We start from the raw sequence: 14,481 nt of genomic DNA, 5'->3' as shown, positions 1-14,481 counted from the left end.
GCACCTTAGGGTGCTTTTTTTGTAATTAAAATCGAGGAAATTAAAATATGTCTATCCAACAAAAGCGTGAGCAGCGAAAAGGTTTAGCTGTAACCCTAAACCAATTGGTAACTGATCACCCAAAAGACGAAGCTTGGAGCGATGACAAGCAAAAGAAATACGACGACCTAGTTAATAAAATTGATGCACTAGACGGTGACCTAGACCGCCAACAAAAAGTGTTTGACCTACAAGCTAAGTCAAAGCAAACCATTCAAGACCGCACAGACCAAGGCGGTATTTCTACTGATGAAGCTGAGCACCAAATTCATCAAGAAAAAGCAGCTTATGCATCGTGGTTACGCGGTGGCATGTCGGCACTAAATGAAGAGCAGCGCAGTGCGGTACAAAACCGTATTAACAGCCCTAAAAACACCATGAGCACAGGTACAGGCTCTGAAGGTGGTTATTTAACGGCTGATGAAATTGCACCGGGTATTTCACAAGCGCTTAAAGCGTATGGCGGTATGCGAGAGCTTGCAACCGTAGTACCTACTGCAACGGGTTCTACTATTCCATGGCCAACAGCTAACGCAACCGCTGAGCAAGGTGAATGGCTAGCTGAAAATACACAAGCTGGCGATGAAGATACAACATTCGGTGTACGCAACATTGATACACACATGATCAGCTCTAAAGTAATTGCAGTGCCGTTTCAATTACTGCAAGACACGCAGTTTAACCTTGAAGGTTATATTAACGAGCAAATTGGTATGCGTATTGGTCGCACCTCAGAAGATGCGTTTATTAATGGCACAGGCACATCAATGCCGCACGGTATTTTAACCGATACCACTGCTGGTAAAGTGGGCGTTTCGGGCCAAACGTCAATAATTACCTTAGATGATTTAATTGACCTAGAGCACAGCGTAGACCCAGCTTACCGCCGTAGCGCGCAATGTGGGTTTATGATGAACGACTCAACAATTAAAGTGGTTAAAAAGCTTAAAGATACACAAGGTCGCCCGCTTTGGTTACCAGGTATAGAAGCCTCAGAGCCTAATACTATTTTAGGTAAAGCGTATGCCACTAACCAGCATATTCCAGCTATGGCGGCTAATGCCAAGTCGGTTTTATTTGGTGATTTTTCTAAATACATTGTGCGCGATGTATCGCAAATGTTGTTCTTCCGCTTTACCGATAGCGCATACAGCCGCAAAGGCCAAGTTGGCTTTTTAGCATTTATGCGTACCGGTGGCCGCTGTATTGATGTGGGTGGTGCTGTTAAGTATTACCAAAACGCAGCCGCTTAATTGATGCACCTATAGCCCCTTAATTGGGGCTTTTTTATTTAACTAAGGAATTATCATGGCAGCTAAAAAGCTAATTACTGCACGTGTACTGGTTGCATGTGTGATTGCTGATCAATCTTTTGAGCCAAACGCACTTGTAAAAGGTGATGCTGAATTACTTGAACCACTTATTAAAGTAGGTGAGCTATCAAGTGACAAAGCAGCGGTTGATTACTGCAGCAAAGAGCTAGAAGTTGAAGTTGTTGATCTTAATGCGACTGATGAAGCCGTAGAGAGTGAAACTGACGAAAACACTGACGGCAAAGAGTAACAACAATGAACATGCTCCGAAAAGTAATACAGGCACCCACTATTGAGCCCATAACTATTGATGAGTTAGCACAGCATACCAATGCAGATGATGACCATTACGATTACTTAAAAAGCTTAGTACCCAGAGCGCGTAAACGCTTTGAGCAACGCACAGGCCGTTTGCTCGTAGAACAAACATGGCAATTTGCAATGCCTAAATTTTGTAATCAAATTGTGCTGCCTTATACACCTCTTCGGAGCATATCGTCGATTAAATATATTGATAAGCTAGGGCAGCTCGTCACTATTGACCCTGCCGAGTATCGCATTGTTGACCACGGATTAACCGCCACTATTACACCAAAATTGGGAGGCAACTGGCCTGCAGTGGGCTTTAAGGTAGTTGATGCCGTGCAAATTGAATGTGTATTTGGTCATGCAACTTCTATAAATGAGGGTACCAGCATCGATGCCAGCAATATTATAGACCAAGATAAATACGAGCTTTCAAAGCAGGCCATTATGGTTTTAGTAGCCGATTGGTTTCGTAACCGTGAAGACACAGCACCGGTGCAACTTTACGATATGCCAAACGCATTTAAGTCTATTGCTAACGAACTCGCAGTTGAACTGCTATGAAGTCGCTACCCGCCGGGCAATTTAATTGCAAAGCTAGCTTTGGCAAAAACACCAAATCAGATGATGGCTATAACACTAATAGCTATCAACATGAATTTTATAAATGGGTAAAAATACAAACCGGTGCAGCTAAAGAACTTGAGCAAAGCGGCCAGTTAATGGGCGAGTTAACGCATTCAATTACATGCCGCTACAGTAGCAAAATAACCTCTACACACCAAATCACCTATAAACAAAGAACGTTTGAAATAATTGGTGCACCCGTCAATAAAGATTTTGCCAACACATTAACCATTATCGCTGTTAAGGAGATCACTCATGCTTAATGCAGGTATTGATATATCGGGCCTTAAAAAAATGGAGCAGGCATTACTTAATATTGGTAAAGAAATAGGGGCTAAAAAAGCGACCGGAATAATGACTAGTGCCATTAAAGACGGCGCTATTAAATATCAGCAAGGCATGCAGCGTAATGCGCCCGAGTCTGACTTTGCTCGCGTAGTAAAAACTAAAGGGGGCCAAAAGGTTGATATTCGCCCGGGCTTTTTAAAGTCGCGTATAAAAGTACGCGCTAGCACTAATAGATCGGGCGCTACCACCAGGCGCTTTAGTAAAGGCGTTGTATCACTTGTGCGTGTTGGCGTATTTAAGGTGCCTTATGTTGTGCAAGTTGAATACGGCACAAATAAACATAAAGCTCAGCCATTTATTCGCCAGGCCTTTAGCAAAAGAACAAACCAAGTTGTGGTTGTTATTAATCGTGGTTTAGCTAAACGTATTGATTTAGCGCAGCGCCGCATAGCTAAAAAGTATAAATAACGATGATAGAAAACAGCATTCGTAACAAAGCCCTGCAATCTGCTGCTTTAAGTTCGTTAATTGCAAGGCGCTTACATTTTACAACTAGCCATAACTCAAACGATAACTATGTGTTATTGCAATTAATAACAGACCAAACCCCAATAGAAGTTCACTTGGAAGATAGCCAGAGCGAAGCGCTTATTCAGTTTGACTGCTACAGCACTTCACCAGAAACGGCCAAAGCCATAGCCAAAGAACTTGCAAACATATTTAACAAACAAGGTTTTAGTGATAGCAGCGTAAATGTGCAACTCGCTCTTAAACAAAACCGCATACCCGATTTTGAAACCGGCTCAGGGTTATACCGTGAGTCATACGAATACATTTTTTATTACCACAACCTAAATAACGAGGTATAAACATGCCAGCTCCAACTCCTGTAAGTACACCAGCCGCTGATACGGTTGATTCACATAATTCAACACTACAGTTTTGCTCAACCGGTATAGGCACTGTTGATACCTTTTTGCCTGGGCTCGATGTGATCCCACAAATTAATTCAGGCAAGGTATACGAAGATGATACCGACATAGCAGCAGAAAACCGCAGCTATAGCGAAAAAGCACTCCCTGAAGACCAAGACTTTGAGCTGGTTTTTCGCCATAAGCCGGCTGATGCAGACCAAAAGCCGTTTTGCGAATTAGTAAAAGCCGGTACACCTATCACTATTAAGGTGACTCGTGCCAGTGGCGAAGTGCAAGACGTTGTGTATTTACCGCATGACTACTTTAGTGGCGAATCGGGTAAAGACTCAGGTAAGCAGATGTTTGCCTGTATTGGCAAGCTACAACAAGTTGTGTTCTCAACATTACCGGCGGGTGTGTAAATGATTACTGCAGAGCAAATAATGGCGGGCAAACTGGCAACATCGACCCGCCACTTTGAAGTGCCTAGTGTAGGCAAAATACTATTACATCGTTTGCCGGCTGTTGAAGAAGCCAAAGCACGTGAAATGTTTAGTGACCAAGAAATAAACCCTAAAAAGTTAGAAAAACTAGCCCAGCGAAATACTTATTACATGCTCCATGGTGTGTTTAACGACAAAGAAGCCGCTAAATTACCTAATTTATTAGATGTGCAGCAGCTTGGAATGATTCATACCACAGGTTTGTTTTTTATGAAGCTAGAGCAAGAACACCTCGAAGCTACTGAAAAAAACTAAAAGAGCAGCCCGAGTTACAAGCGCTCTGCAACTTAGCAGATAACTTGGGTTGCTCTATTTACGACCTTAGAAACCGCCTATGCCCTGAAGAGCTTGAACTTCGACTAGTACATCAAAGTATTAAAATGGGGCTTACTTTTGATAGAAGCGAGCAGCGCAAAATCGCACAAGAGAAAAAGCGCCGAGAATCCGAAGCGTTTTTAAATACCTGTCCTTGGCGTAAACAAAAGAGAAAGTAACAATGGCATCAATTGCAACACTCACCATAGATTTAATTGGTAAAAGTGCAAAGCTGACTGCTGAGCTCAATAAAGCCAATAAAAACACTAAATCGTGGGCAGATAAAACCCGCAAGATGGTTAACGCTAGCAGCAAAGTTATGGCTGGGTTTGGGGTGGCGGGTGTTGCTGCTCTTACTGCTATTTATGCTAAAAATGCAGCATTTATAGATCAGCAAGCAAAAACAGCTGACCGCTTGGGTATTACTACTCAGGCATTAGGCGGTTTACAGCATGCTGCTAATTTATATGGCGCGTCTAATGAGGAGCTAAATAAGTCACTGCAAACCATGCAAAAAAACTTAGGCCAAGTGGGGCAAACGGGCACAGGCGAGGCCAAATATGCCCTTGATGGATTAGGTTTATCGGTTAAAGATTTACAAGGCTTAGCGCCTGAAGAGCAATTTAAAGTTATTGCCGACAAGCTAAAAAATGTTGAAGACCAAAGCCAAAAAGTTTACCTAGCGCAAAGTTTAATGGGTAAGTCGGGCGCTAAGATGATCAACGTAATGGACGCCGGTGCAGATGGCATAACAGCCATGATGGAAGAAGCCGACGCGCTAGGCATGACATTTACACGTGTTGATGCGGCTAAAGTAGAAATGGCTAATGACGCACTCGATAAAGCGCAAAAAACAACGCATAGCTTTGGGCAAACCTTAGCAATAGAAATGGCGCCTATTGTTGGCGCTATTTCAGAACTGTTTATTGAAAACGCAAAAGAAGCCGGCGGTTTTGGCCAAGTTGCACAACAAGCAATAGGTAAGGTAACGAGTGTAATTGGTGTTATGGCCGATGGCGTACAAGGTATAAATATACTCTTTAAAGGTGCCAAAGTTGTTGCTATGGGCTTTTCTGCAGCACTATGGGAGGGGCTAGCATTTGTAGTAAATAAAGGGATTGTTCCATTTGCTAATAGTATTACTAACGGTCTTTTATACCCAATTAGAAAAGTATTAGAGCTTTCACAGCATATACCAGGCATTGGTGACTCTGCAAAGTCGGCATTAACCGAGCTAAATAAACTAGGTAAGGCAGAGGGCTTTAAAACGCTTGATAGTATTGGTTCACAGGCATTAAAAAATTTAGAGCTGGCACAGGATGACTTTAAAAAATCACTAATGGAACCGCTTAAATCTGAAGTTATTAATGGCTGGGTTGCCGACGTACAAACTAAATTTCAAACCGCTGCTGAAAAGCAGGTGAATGACTCGAAAAAGCCAGGGTTAAGCGATTTATTATTAAAAGAAGACCCTAAGGCTATTGATGAAAAAGCTCAAAAATTAATTGATGCGGCCCGTAATCAATATCAACAAATATTTGATGCTCAATTAGAGTTTGAAGGCAAAGAAGTAGAACTTGAAAACCGTAGGTACGAAAGAAAAATCACACAAATGGAGCAAGAGTTTCAGTTGCTACGAGATAAAAATTTAGTAACAACAGAAATTGAAAGTGAATATCGTTTAGCTAAAGAGCAATTAGAAGCTCAGCATAAAGGTAATTTAGCAGAGCAAAATAACGACTTTTGGACGAACTATGCAGAGTCTATTCGTACAACTGCTGAAAATACAGATCAACTTTGGGCTGATACGCTAACAAGTTTTAGCCAAAATATGTCCAGTAATATTACTAACGCTATTTATGAGTGGGAAGGCTTTGGTAATTTAGTAAAAAATATTGCAGTTGGTTTTTCTAAGTCTGTTGTGCAGTCTTTAGTTGAGATTGGAACTCAGCGCCTAGTTTTATGGGCCTTAGAGGCAACACTTGGTAAAGCTAAATCAGTAAGTTACCTCACACAAGTTACCGGACAAGCTCAAGCCGGTGCGCATTTAGCTGCTATAAATGCATTTGCTTCAACAGCCGCTATTCCAATTATAGGACCAGCTTTAGCGCCAGGGGCAGCTGCGGCGGCAGAGGCTATAACTCAACCGTTTGCAGCAGCTGCAATTGCATCAGCTGCCAGTACTATGGCCTCGTTCGATGGAGGTGGTTACACCGGTGATGGCCCACGTATAGGAGGGGTAGATGGTAAAGGGGGAATGTACGCCATTGTCCATCCTCAAGAAACAGTTGTAGATCACACTAAAGGTCAAAACCTCGGCTCAAGTGTCACGGTTAATATTATTGAAGATGCATCACGCGCCGGTACGCAGAGTAAAAGTAATGGCTTATCTGGTAAAGACGTGATTGACGTGTTTGTCAGTAATATCCGCGAAGGTGGCGAGGCATCCTCTGTACTCGAATTAAGCTATGGATTACAAAGGCAGGGGATATAAGCCATGTTAATTAACTATCCAAAAGGCCTGCGATTACCTCTTTTATCAAGTTACGGCCTATCACAAAACTCTAATTTACTACGCACACAAATGGCCAGCGGCAGCGCCCGTGTTCGCCAACGCTTTCATTCGGTTCCTACCGTTATGACAGCAAGCTGGAAATTAAATAAAGACCAGGCATCAATACTAGAAGGCTTTGTAACGCATGGCATAAGCAACGCCGTTAACTGGTTTGTAATGCCCGTTTTAACCCCACAAGGATTAATAGAACACGATGCAAGATTTATTAAAAACCCGCTTGAATCTGCCAGCTTTAACGGCGGTTTTTGGAACTACAGCGCTAATATCGAGATTAAAAAACGACAAGTAATAAGTGAGGAGGTAATGGTAAATCTATTACTCACTCCACTTACAGCAGAGACATTTGCAGCATCCGTAACTAATTCAATGAACAAATATTTGGAAAATTAAATGGCTAATTATTTAACCCTAGTTGAGCAACTCAGCACAGCAGTAGAGCAGTTAAACCAAGTTCTACAAGGTGACGAAACCACCACTGTAGACATTAACGGCAAAGTACAGCCAAGCGTACAGAAAAAGACGCTTGATGAAGTCACTGCAAAAGTGCAATTAGTTTTAGATGCTGCTGCAGATATTGATGCTGTGAAATACGCAACTACTGCAGCGGGGATTGCAGCCACTACAGATGGACAGTTTTTTAGTGTTGTGAGTGATGATGATGACAGTTATTTAGATTTGTATAAAAACGATAATGATAGTGCTGAATACATAAAAAGTTACCCTAGCGCCGAAGCGATACACAATATACCCGTAAAAGAACACATTTCAAAAAAGGATTTTACACTAAGTGATGAGTCAGGAGAGACAATATTAAGCGCCAATTCTAATGAGTTAGAGTTTGCTGGTAATGCTAAATTCAAAACGTTAGAAACTACAGATCCTGTTAGCAGCGGCTTAAATCAACAATTGGAATCTCCTTTCTTATACTCATTAACTGATTCATCTGGAGAAATGATATTTGCAGTCACTAAAGACGGTGTTATGGCGAACGGCTTCTCAACACAAGATGGTGAGATTGGAACATCCTCAACAATATACCAACAATCACCAAATGCTGAGATAGATTGCTTTCCAACTATGGGCCAAAGCAATGCGGCTGGTGATTTGGGTATTACAGACCCGCCAATAAGCACAGTACAGGAGTATAAAAATATAATACCAGTGTACGATACGGGCAGCGTATCGACAAACTCGGCAGTTCCAATAGGTATGATCCCTCTTGCGGAAGATATAGCGACTGGTTACGAATGGACGGGGTTAAACGCATGCAATCAAGTGTCAAAAATGATACTTAATGACTCAGGGCTGAGTGTTAGTGAGTTAAACCAGATGTATACGTTTAAAGCAGCTATGGGAGGGAGTGGCATACCTTCCGTGGGTAACGATAGTACAGCAGTTAGGTTTAAAAGAGATATTGATTTCGGAGTTTCATACTCAAATCAAAATAATAAATCATTTAACGTTAAAGCTGTAAGTTTCACTCAAGGAGAGGCTAATAACCAAATGACTTCACAAGATTACTACGATGCTACGATATCTATGTATGACTGGATGAACGATTATTGTAAAGCTGCAACTGGACAAAGAAACGACATGAAATTATTTACATGGCAAATACAGGAGGATACTGGTGTTAGACGAGCACAGTTAATAGCATCTGATAGACACCCAAACATTCATGTTGTTTTCCCTGAGTACGCACTGCCAATGAAACCAAATGCAGGTGTCCACTTGAATAATGTAGGTATGGCATTGTCTGGTGCATACTATGGACTTGCGTATAAAAGAATCATAATTGATGGTAAGAACTGGGAGCCACTGAGATGCACTGGTGTTTCACATTATGGTGGTAAAGTTATACTAAACTATAATAGAAAAGGTATTGTTATAGATAGAGACACTTACGGCACTGTTGATGGGGACGGTTTTTATGTTACAGACGATACAGGTAGCATAACTATCACTAGTGTTTCCATATCCGATTACGGTTATGTAAGTTTGAGCCTAAGTCGTGACATTGTTGGCAATGCAACTGTTGGTTACGGCCTGAGAATGAGAAACAGGGATGATGAAGTAATTGTTTATGGTGGCTGCTTAAGAGATAGTGACGGCCTATCTGAAACCACAACACTAGATGGGGTAGTGTACCCACTACATAATTGGTCTTTACTTTTTGAGGAAATAATATAATGAGTTTATCACTAGTAATAAAAGGGGCTGATTTTTCAGCCAACTCTCTGGGTAATGCGTTTTACCCACACTTTAACAAATTAACTGCAGCTAGATTTTATGGTAGTGATGTACCCGATTTTACAGGCTTAAAAAAGAGTAATAAGATTGGTGCGAAACTTAGTGGCTTGGATAGTGTAATCAACAGCTACTCACTATCACTTCCGTACCAATCAAAATACTCAACTGATTTAGTGACCAGTCAAAAAATGACTTTCTGTGCTTATGTTAAAGTACCGCAAGGGGCAACTTCAACAAGTCAAGGAGTGATAACTAGTAACAATACCAGCACTGGGTTAAATCCATACGAGGGACAGTTTTTAATAACACTGTCAGTTGATACTACAAGAGCGCTTGGTAAGCTAAGTGTCTTTGGTGATGACACTGGGTTTACAACAGCCTCATCACTCAATGCACAACAAGATACCCTTATGTTTATTGTCGGTGTAATGGACGCGACAAGCGGTGACATTAAGATTAGGGTCTATTCCGAAGGTACTGTAAAGGAGTCAGTAGCAAGTGGATCATTTAATATAACGGATGGTGACACTATCTTCATTAACAATTACCCAAATGAACCGACAACGATAGAGTATCTCCATACGTCCATATTTAATGATGTGTTAACCTCTACTGAAATTGACGAAGTGTTCAATTGGGTTGATAGTTATTACTCTGATAAACTTTAATCATTAATGATACTGAAAAAGCAACCAAACTTATAGAATCAGCGGTCAACATGTACTCGTATAAATAAAAGCCACAAACTAAAACCACTGTTATTATTGCCTGAATATCTGGAATTTTATTTCCCTTTTTACTTAGCGGCTTTTCTCACTCTAACTATTTTACACTAAATATTCTGTATTGCTCATGCGTGAGGAAGCTTCCAACTACCAATTAGGTGTATCAAATGTAGGTACTGGGAGAAACCTTGAAGTAATTAAGTATAGCTTAAGTAAGCTAACCGTTTTCAAGTGACATATCGTATTTTGGTGAGTACTTCGACCTACCCTAACACTATGGATTTCACTCGTTCAGGTATCGCTTACAATTTCAGTGTGAATGTACTTGCGGATGTATTAAAAGCAGCGTGTAAAGCAAAGCATCAAGAGAGTATAGATATGTACTATGAGAGCGGGATTTACGAAACTACATATTTAGGGTATCTAATAGATGAACTTCACCTCACAAACAGCGGGAGAAGACTCATTTCCGACAAGTTAACTGTAAGATTAAATGGTAAATAAGATAAATCATGTCTATAGTACTCCAAAAAATATACGCCAGCGCCCCAGCTGGCGATTTACCCATTCACACATTAGAGTTGTACGCTGATTCTCAGGGTGTCATTCGTATATGTGAAGGGTTTGATGATGTCACCGCTGGAATTGAAACCGGTGAATTTGTTACCTTTACTGCAAGCGGTATGGGGGTTTCTCTTCCTGCTCGCTCAGTAAAAGGCCGGCAAGATTTACAATTTCAACTCGATAATGTCACAGGCGAAGTTTTAACTAAATTACAAGGCGCGATTGATGCGGGTGACACTATTAAAGTGATTTACCGTGTATTCACGGCGAGTTATTTAGATGAACCAGCCGAGCCACCTGTTGAAATGACCGCCGTAGACGTTAAAGCTAATGCACAACGCGTTAATGTGGTTGCCTCATTTCATGACTTGGTTAACAAAGCATGGCCACGTGACCGTTATACTCCCAATATAGCCCCCGGCTTAAAATACTTTAGCTAAAACCCCCATGCATAAAATAGAAGATTACCTAAGCGTACCTTACGTTGATGGTGGTCGAGATATGACTGGTCTAGATTGTTGGGGCCAGTCACGCCTTGTGCTACACAACGTGTTTAATAAACCATTATTTAAATCCTTCGGCCATGTAAGCCCAGACGACAAAACAAACCTTACTCACTCATACACCCAAATAGTTGATCAATTCAAACCTTGCCAGCCTAAAGAGCAGGCTATTGCGTGTGGGTTTCGAGGGCAAAGTTTAATCCATATGGGTTTGTGTGTGTTGGTTGATGGTCAGCTGCAAATACTGCATACATCACGAAGGAAAGGCCCGTCTATTGTTAAAATCGCAGACTTTAAGCGGTTATTTTTTGAGGTTAAGTTTTATGAGTACACAGGTTGAGCTAAAAGTTTATCCCAATAAACTTGATTTAGCATTGTATGAACCCTGCACCGGATATACAGGTCAAACACTAAGTAGTTGGTTACAAGTAAACGTACCCGCTTACGATGATCGTGAAGAGCCTCTTTTTAGCGTCAACATCAACGGAGAGCATGTATTACCAAGCGAATGGACAATTTATAAGTTTAAGCGCGGTGATGATATAAAGCTGGTTGTTGAAGCAAAGGACCCAATCACAATCGCCTACGCGGTTATTGCTGTAATTGCGATTGGCGTTGCTGTTTATGCGGCTAATCAAATACCCGATAACTACAACTCAACAACACCTGATGGTAGCAGTATTTATGATATAAATACGCAAGGTAATAAACCACGGCTAATGGGAGTTATTCCCGAAGGTGCTGGGCGTCACTTAATCTTCCCAGATTATTTGACTATGCCACGCCGCGAATACATTAATAATGAACAATGGCTTTATTTAATGCTGTGTGTGGGTAAGGGGGAATACGAAATATTACCTCAGGAAATAACCATAGGAAACACACCTGTAAATAGATATGTAGGCGATGTTGATTATCAAGTATTTGGCCCAGGCGAAGATGTTACAACTCATGAAGCGCACCGAAATGTATATACATCAAGTGAGGTTGGCTCAACAGCCGGTACAAATGGCATAGAACTAAAGGGTAAAGTAACTAACTCAGGTGGTAGTAACAGCGTTTACGATTACACGTTTATAGACGATAAAATAAAAGTGTATATGGTTGAGTACGAACCAGAGCTTGGCGGGTATATCCGTTACTTAGTTATGCCACCATTCGATATAGGCGAAATTCTTACTGTTCAATTTTCACTCGAAAATCAAAACGATGGCTATTATAAACTCATTGAAAAAGGTAGAAATGGCAGCACTGTAAAAAAAGTAGATGGCCAATTTCAAGATGATCCAAATTGGACTGGTTTTATAACTGAAAGCGACTCACATGCAAATGTGAATGTTGAAAATAGTGGCGGTGACGGCCAGTTTAATGGGCCGTTCTTTGCGTGTCCAAAAGGTGAGAAAACTAATAAGTTATGGTTAGACTTTTCACTCCCCAGAGGCCTTGGTGAACTAGATGATAACGGTAATTTTTTAAGCCGCACAGTGGCGTTAAAAATAGAATATCGAGACGATGGCGCGCTTAGTTGGACACCAGTAGATACCATTACCTTTACTAACTCTACAAACGATCAATTAGGCCGCACTGTGTCTGTAGATATACCTACAAAAATACGGCCAGAGGTGCGCGTTAAACGAATCACTGCGGCAAATGACGATACTCGAATATACGATGAAATTTACTGGACGTCTCTAAAGTCAGAGCTTGAAAGCGCAACACGCTATGAAGGCATGACAACAATAGCCGTAAAAATTAGAGGTACCAATGCATTAGCAGGCTCAGCAGAAAATAAGTTTAACCTTATAGCTACTCGAAAATTACCTATTTACGAGAATGGCGCATGGACAGAGCCAAAACCAACAACCGATATAGCCCCATTTTTTGCTCATGTAATAAAAAGTTCAGGCCATAGTGATAATAAAATAGGATTAGATGAGGCCAATGCATTACATTCAATTTGGCATGCCCGGGGAGATGAGTTTAATGCTGTATTCGACAGTGCCAGCACTATATTTGAAACACTTAAACGAGTTTTAGCCGTAGGATTTGCAGAGCCAACGATTGATTTTGGTCGGATCATACCGGTAAGGGACCAAAAGCGGACTATATACAAGCATATGTATCAGCCTGATAACTACATAGGCCAGTTAGATCGAAGCATTAGTTTGATAGATGACGACGAGCCAGATGGTGTTGAGGTAGAGTACTTTTCACCCATTACATGGAAGTCAGAAACCGTAATTTGTTTATTGCCTGAAGACCAGGGTATTAACCCTGAAAAAGTAAGAGCATTTGGTATTACAAGCCGAGATAAGGCATATCAGTATGGTATGCGTAAACGTCGCACGCGAAGGTACCGCCGTACACGATTTGATTTTAAAACAGAAATGGACGCCTTGAACTCACGGTACCTAGATTACTGCGCATTGGCTGACGACATACCAGGCTATGAGCAAACAGGGCGAGTACAGTTTATAAATGGCCGTTCAATATTTATCGATAATGAAAACCTAATCTGGCAAACCGGTGAACCCCATATATTGGCGCTAAGAAAACCAGATGGCACGTTATCAGGCCCGTATAATGCCACTAAAGGCAGTGCTATTAACGAAGTTATTATTGATCGCGACCTAGATTTTCAAGCTACCTTAAACGGTACAATGGAACCACCGTTATACATGTTTGGAATAAATACACGGTGGTGTAATGGGGTGATAATTCGAGATATTAAACCATCATCAATAGATAAAGTAAGCGTTACAGCAGATTTAGACGATGACCGAGTTTATTTGGATGACGACAGTCTAGCGCCTATTTTATGAAACTGAACTTTTACTATATTTTTAGGTCTAAAACGCACTGAATAGGTTTTCAGTGCGTAATGGCCAATGACGGCCTATAATTTCAAAAGGATTTAAAAATGGACTTTATCACTTCTGTAGCAGCCAATTTATTCTCATTAGCACTGGTTAGTCTCGTTACATACTTTAAGTGTTTGTTAGATCAAAAAACCGATACTTTTAAAAGCAGTAATCAGTTCGTATTTACCTATCGATTCAAAAAGAATAAGTCTATTCCGATTAATAAAGTTAGATTAATGATGCTCATTAAAAGTAGCAATGCTAATTTTTATATATTGTGGTGTAAGTAATTAGTTAGCTCAATAAAAAGTGACTTTTTAATTATCAGAGAAGCAGTAGCTAAAGCTCTGCTTTTCTTCATTCCACCGGTAATAGAATACCAATGCTAATTAGCAAACCCATTTCATTTTCAACTTCTTATTTAAGCTTCAGTTTTTTCTTTGTAATCACATAAATCTTCAATAATACAACTCCCACATTTAGGCTTTCTCGCCGTACACGTATAGCGACCATGTAAAATAAACCAATGATGCAGGTTAAACATAAACTCTTTTTTATTTGGTGTATTTTTTATTATGGCTTGTTCTGTTTGCTCAACCGTTTTGCCTTTAGCGTAACCAGTGCGGTTTGCAAGGCGTTGGATGTGAGTATCTACCGCTATAAAGTATCTACCTTCGTTATCTTTCGTCCAGCCAAAG

Annotated in this window: 16 protein-coding genes and 1 pseudogene; 16 read left to right on the top strand and 1 reads right to left on the bottom strand. The window is 40.8% G+C overall.

From position 1 onward, the window contains the following. Window positions 1–47: 47 nt before the first annotated feature. The 16 genes from GQR53_RS14330 (at window position 48) to GQR53_RS14255 (ending at window position 13,744) form a co-directional block, all read left to right on the top strand. Complete coding sequence (locus GQR53_RS14330; RefSeq protein WP_165744276.1) at window positions 48–1,292, top strand: phage major capsid protein; 1,245 nt, start codon at window positions 48–50, stop codon at window positions 1,290–1,292. A gap of 55 nt (window positions 1,293–1,347) precedes the next feature. After that, entirely contained in the window at window positions 1,348–1,602 is a 255-nt protein-coding gene (locus GQR53_RS14325; RefSeq protein ID WP_165744275.1) for a hypothetical protein, read from the top strand. 5 nt (window positions 1,603–1,607) lie between these two features. Continuing rightward, window positions 1,608–2,222 (top strand): head-tail connector protein, encoded by a 615-nt coding sequence (locus tag GQR53_RS14320; RefSeq protein ID WP_165744274.1) that lies wholly within the window; start codon window positions 1,608–1,610, stop codon window positions 2,220–2,222. Further along, window positions 2,219–2,548 carry a phage head closure protein gene (locus tag GQR53_RS14315; RefSeq protein ID WP_165744273.1) on the top strand — a complete coding sequence of 110 codons (330 nt, stop codon included), beginning with the start codon at window positions 2,219–2,221 and terminating at the stop codon, window positions 2,546–2,548. The genes GQR53_RS14320 and GQR53_RS14315 overlap by 4 nt, the downstream gene beginning before the upstream one ends. Next, window positions 2,541–3,041 (top strand): HK97-gp10 family putative phage morphogenesis protein, encoded by a 501-nt coding sequence (locus GQR53_RS14310; RefSeq protein WP_165744272.1) that lies wholly within the window; start codon window positions 2,541–2,543, stop codon window positions 3,039–3,041. The genes GQR53_RS14315 and GQR53_RS14310 overlap by 8 nt, the downstream gene beginning before the upstream one ends. A 2-nt stretch (window positions 3,042–3,043) precedes the next feature. Continuing rightward, complete coding sequence (locus tag GQR53_RS14305) at window positions 3,044–3,442, top strand: hypothetical protein (protein WP_165744271.1); 399 nt, start codon at window positions 3,044–3,046, stop codon at window positions 3,440–3,442. 2 nt (window positions 3,443–3,444) lie between these two features. Then, entirely contained in the window at window positions 3,445–3,909 is a 465-nt protein-coding gene (locus GQR53_RS14300; protein ID WP_165744270.1) for a hypothetical protein, read from the top strand. Further along, window positions 3,910–4,245: a hypothetical protein gene (locus GQR53_RS14295; protein ID WP_165744269.1), complete on the top strand. Its 336-nt coding sequence runs from the start codon at window positions 3,910–3,912 to the stop codon at window positions 4,243–4,245. Between the two features lie 44 nt (window positions 4,246–4,289). Continuing rightward, a complete protein-coding gene (locus GQR53_RS14290) occupies window positions 4,290–4,484 on the top strand; it encodes a hypothetical protein (RefSeq protein ID WP_165744268.1) in 195 nt (64 codons plus the stop codon). 2 nt (window positions 4,485–4,486) lie between these two features. Further along, complete coding sequence (locus tag GQR53_RS14285; RefSeq protein ID WP_165744267.1) at window positions 4,487–6,799, top strand: hypothetical protein; 2,313 nt, start codon at window positions 4,487–4,489, stop codon at window positions 6,797–6,799. Window positions 6,800–6,802: 3 nt separating this feature from the next. Beyond that, window positions 6,803–7,270 carry a hypothetical protein gene (locus tag GQR53_RS14280; protein ID WP_165744266.1) on the top strand — a complete coding sequence of 156 codons (468 nt, stop codon included), beginning with the start codon at window positions 6,803–6,805 and terminating at the stop codon, window positions 7,268–7,270. Next, window positions 7,271–9,070, top strand: a complete 1,800-nt coding sequence (locus tag GQR53_RS14275) for a hypothetical protein (protein WP_165744265.1) — start codon at window positions 7,271–7,273, stop codon at window positions 9,068–9,070. Beyond that, window positions 9,070–9,798, top strand: a complete 729-nt coding sequence (locus GQR53_RS14270; protein WP_165744264.1) for a hypothetical protein — start codon at window positions 9,070–9,072, stop codon at window positions 9,796–9,798. The genes GQR53_RS14275 and GQR53_RS14270 overlap by 1 nt, the downstream gene beginning before the upstream one ends. 569 nt (window positions 9,799–10,367) lie before the next feature. Then, a complete protein-coding gene (locus GQR53_RS14265) occupies window positions 10,368–10,859 on the top strand; it encodes a DUF1833 family protein (RefSeq protein WP_165744263.1) in 492 nt (163 codons plus the stop codon). A gap of 7 nt (window positions 10,860–10,866) precedes the next feature. Further along, window positions 10,867–11,262 carry a C40 family peptidase gene (locus GQR53_RS14260; protein WP_165744262.1) on the top strand — a complete coding sequence of 132 codons (396 nt, stop codon included), beginning with the start codon at window positions 10,867–10,869 and terminating at the stop codon, window positions 11,260–11,262. Then, window positions 11,246–13,744, top strand: coding sequence for a host specificity factor TipJ family phage tail protein (locus GQR53_RS14255; RefSeq protein WP_165744261.1), 2,499 nt, complete (start codon window positions 11,246–11,248; stop codon window positions 13,742–13,744). Before GQR53_RS14260 ends, GQR53_RS14255 begins: the two co-directional genes overlap by 17 nt. A 460-nt stretch (window positions 13,745–14,204) precedes the next feature. Here GQR53_RS14255 and GQR53_RS14250 read toward each other — a convergent pair. Beyond that, a pseudogene (locus GQR53_RS14250) lies at window positions 14,205–14,481 on the bottom strand (endonuclease III); the annotation flags it as partial.

The organism is Pseudoalteromonas sp. Z9A6 (genome assembly GCF_011378805.1).
In the GTDB taxonomy this organism is placed as follows: domain Bacteria; phylum Pseudomonadota; class Gammaproteobacteria; order Enterobacterales; family Alteromonadaceae; genus Pseudoalteromonas; species Pseudoalteromonas distincta.
This window is presented reverse-complemented; position numbering and strand designations above follow the sequence as displayed.

Excerpts from the sequence above, each read along its gene's own strand:
- GQR53_RS14300 (WP_165744270.1), top strand. The coding sequence starts at position 3,445 with ATGCCAGCTCCAACTCCTGTAAGTACACCAGCCGCTGATACGGTTGAT.
- GQR53_RS14270 (WP_165744264.1), top strand. The coding sequence starts at position 9,070 with ATGAGTTTATCACTAGTAATAAAAGGGGCTGATTTTTCAGCCAACTCT.
- GQR53_RS14330 (WP_165744276.1), top strand. The coding sequence starts at position 48 with ATGTCTATCCAACAAAAGCGTGAGCAGCGAAAAGGTTTAGCTGTAACC.
- GQR53_RS14305 (WP_165744271.1), top strand. The coding sequence starts at position 3,044 with ATGATAGAAAACAGCATTCGTAACAAAGCCCTGCAATCTGCTGCTTTA.
- GQR53_RS14320 (WP_165744274.1), top strand. The coding sequence starts at position 1,608 with ATGAACATGCTCCGAAAAGTAATACAGGCACCCACTATTGAGCCCATA.
- GQR53_RS14295 (WP_165744269.1), top strand. The coding sequence starts at position 3,910 with ATGATTACTGCAGAGCAAATAATGGCGGGCAAACTGGCAACATCGACC.
- GQR53_RS14275 (WP_165744265.1), top strand. The coding sequence starts at position 7,271 with ATGGCTAATTATTTAACCCTAGTTGAGCAACTCAGCACAGCAGTAGAG.
- GQR53_RS14325 (WP_165744275.1), top strand. The coding sequence starts at position 1,348 with ATGGCAGCTAAAAAGCTAATTACTGCACGTGTACTGGTTGCATGTGTG.
- GQR53_RS14265 (WP_165744263.1), top strand. The coding sequence starts at position 10,368 with ATGTCTATAGTACTCCAAAAAATATACGCCAGCGCCCCAGCTGGCGAT.
- GQR53_RS14315 (WP_165744273.1), top strand. The coding sequence starts at position 2,219 with ATGAAGTCGCTACCCGCCGGGCAATTTAATTGCAAAGCTAGCTTTGGC.
- GQR53_RS14285 (WP_165744267.1), top strand. The coding sequence starts at position 4,487 with ATGGCATCAATTGCAACACTCACCATAGATTTAATTGGTAAAAGTGCA.
- GQR53_RS14255 (WP_165744261.1), top strand. The coding sequence starts at position 11,246 with ATGAGTACACAGGTTGAGCTAAAAGTTTATCCCAATAAACTTGATTTA.
- GQR53_RS14310 (WP_165744272.1), top strand. The coding sequence starts at position 2,541 with ATGCTTAATGCAGGTATTGATATATCGGGCCTTAAAAAAATGGAGCAG.
- GQR53_RS14280 (WP_165744266.1), top strand. The coding sequence starts at position 6,803 with ATGTTAATTAACTATCCAAAAGGCCTGCGATTACCTCTTTTATCAAGT.
- GQR53_RS14260 (WP_165744262.1), top strand. The coding sequence starts at position 10,867 with ATGCATAAAATAGAAGATTACCTAAGCGTACCTTACGTTGATGGTGGT.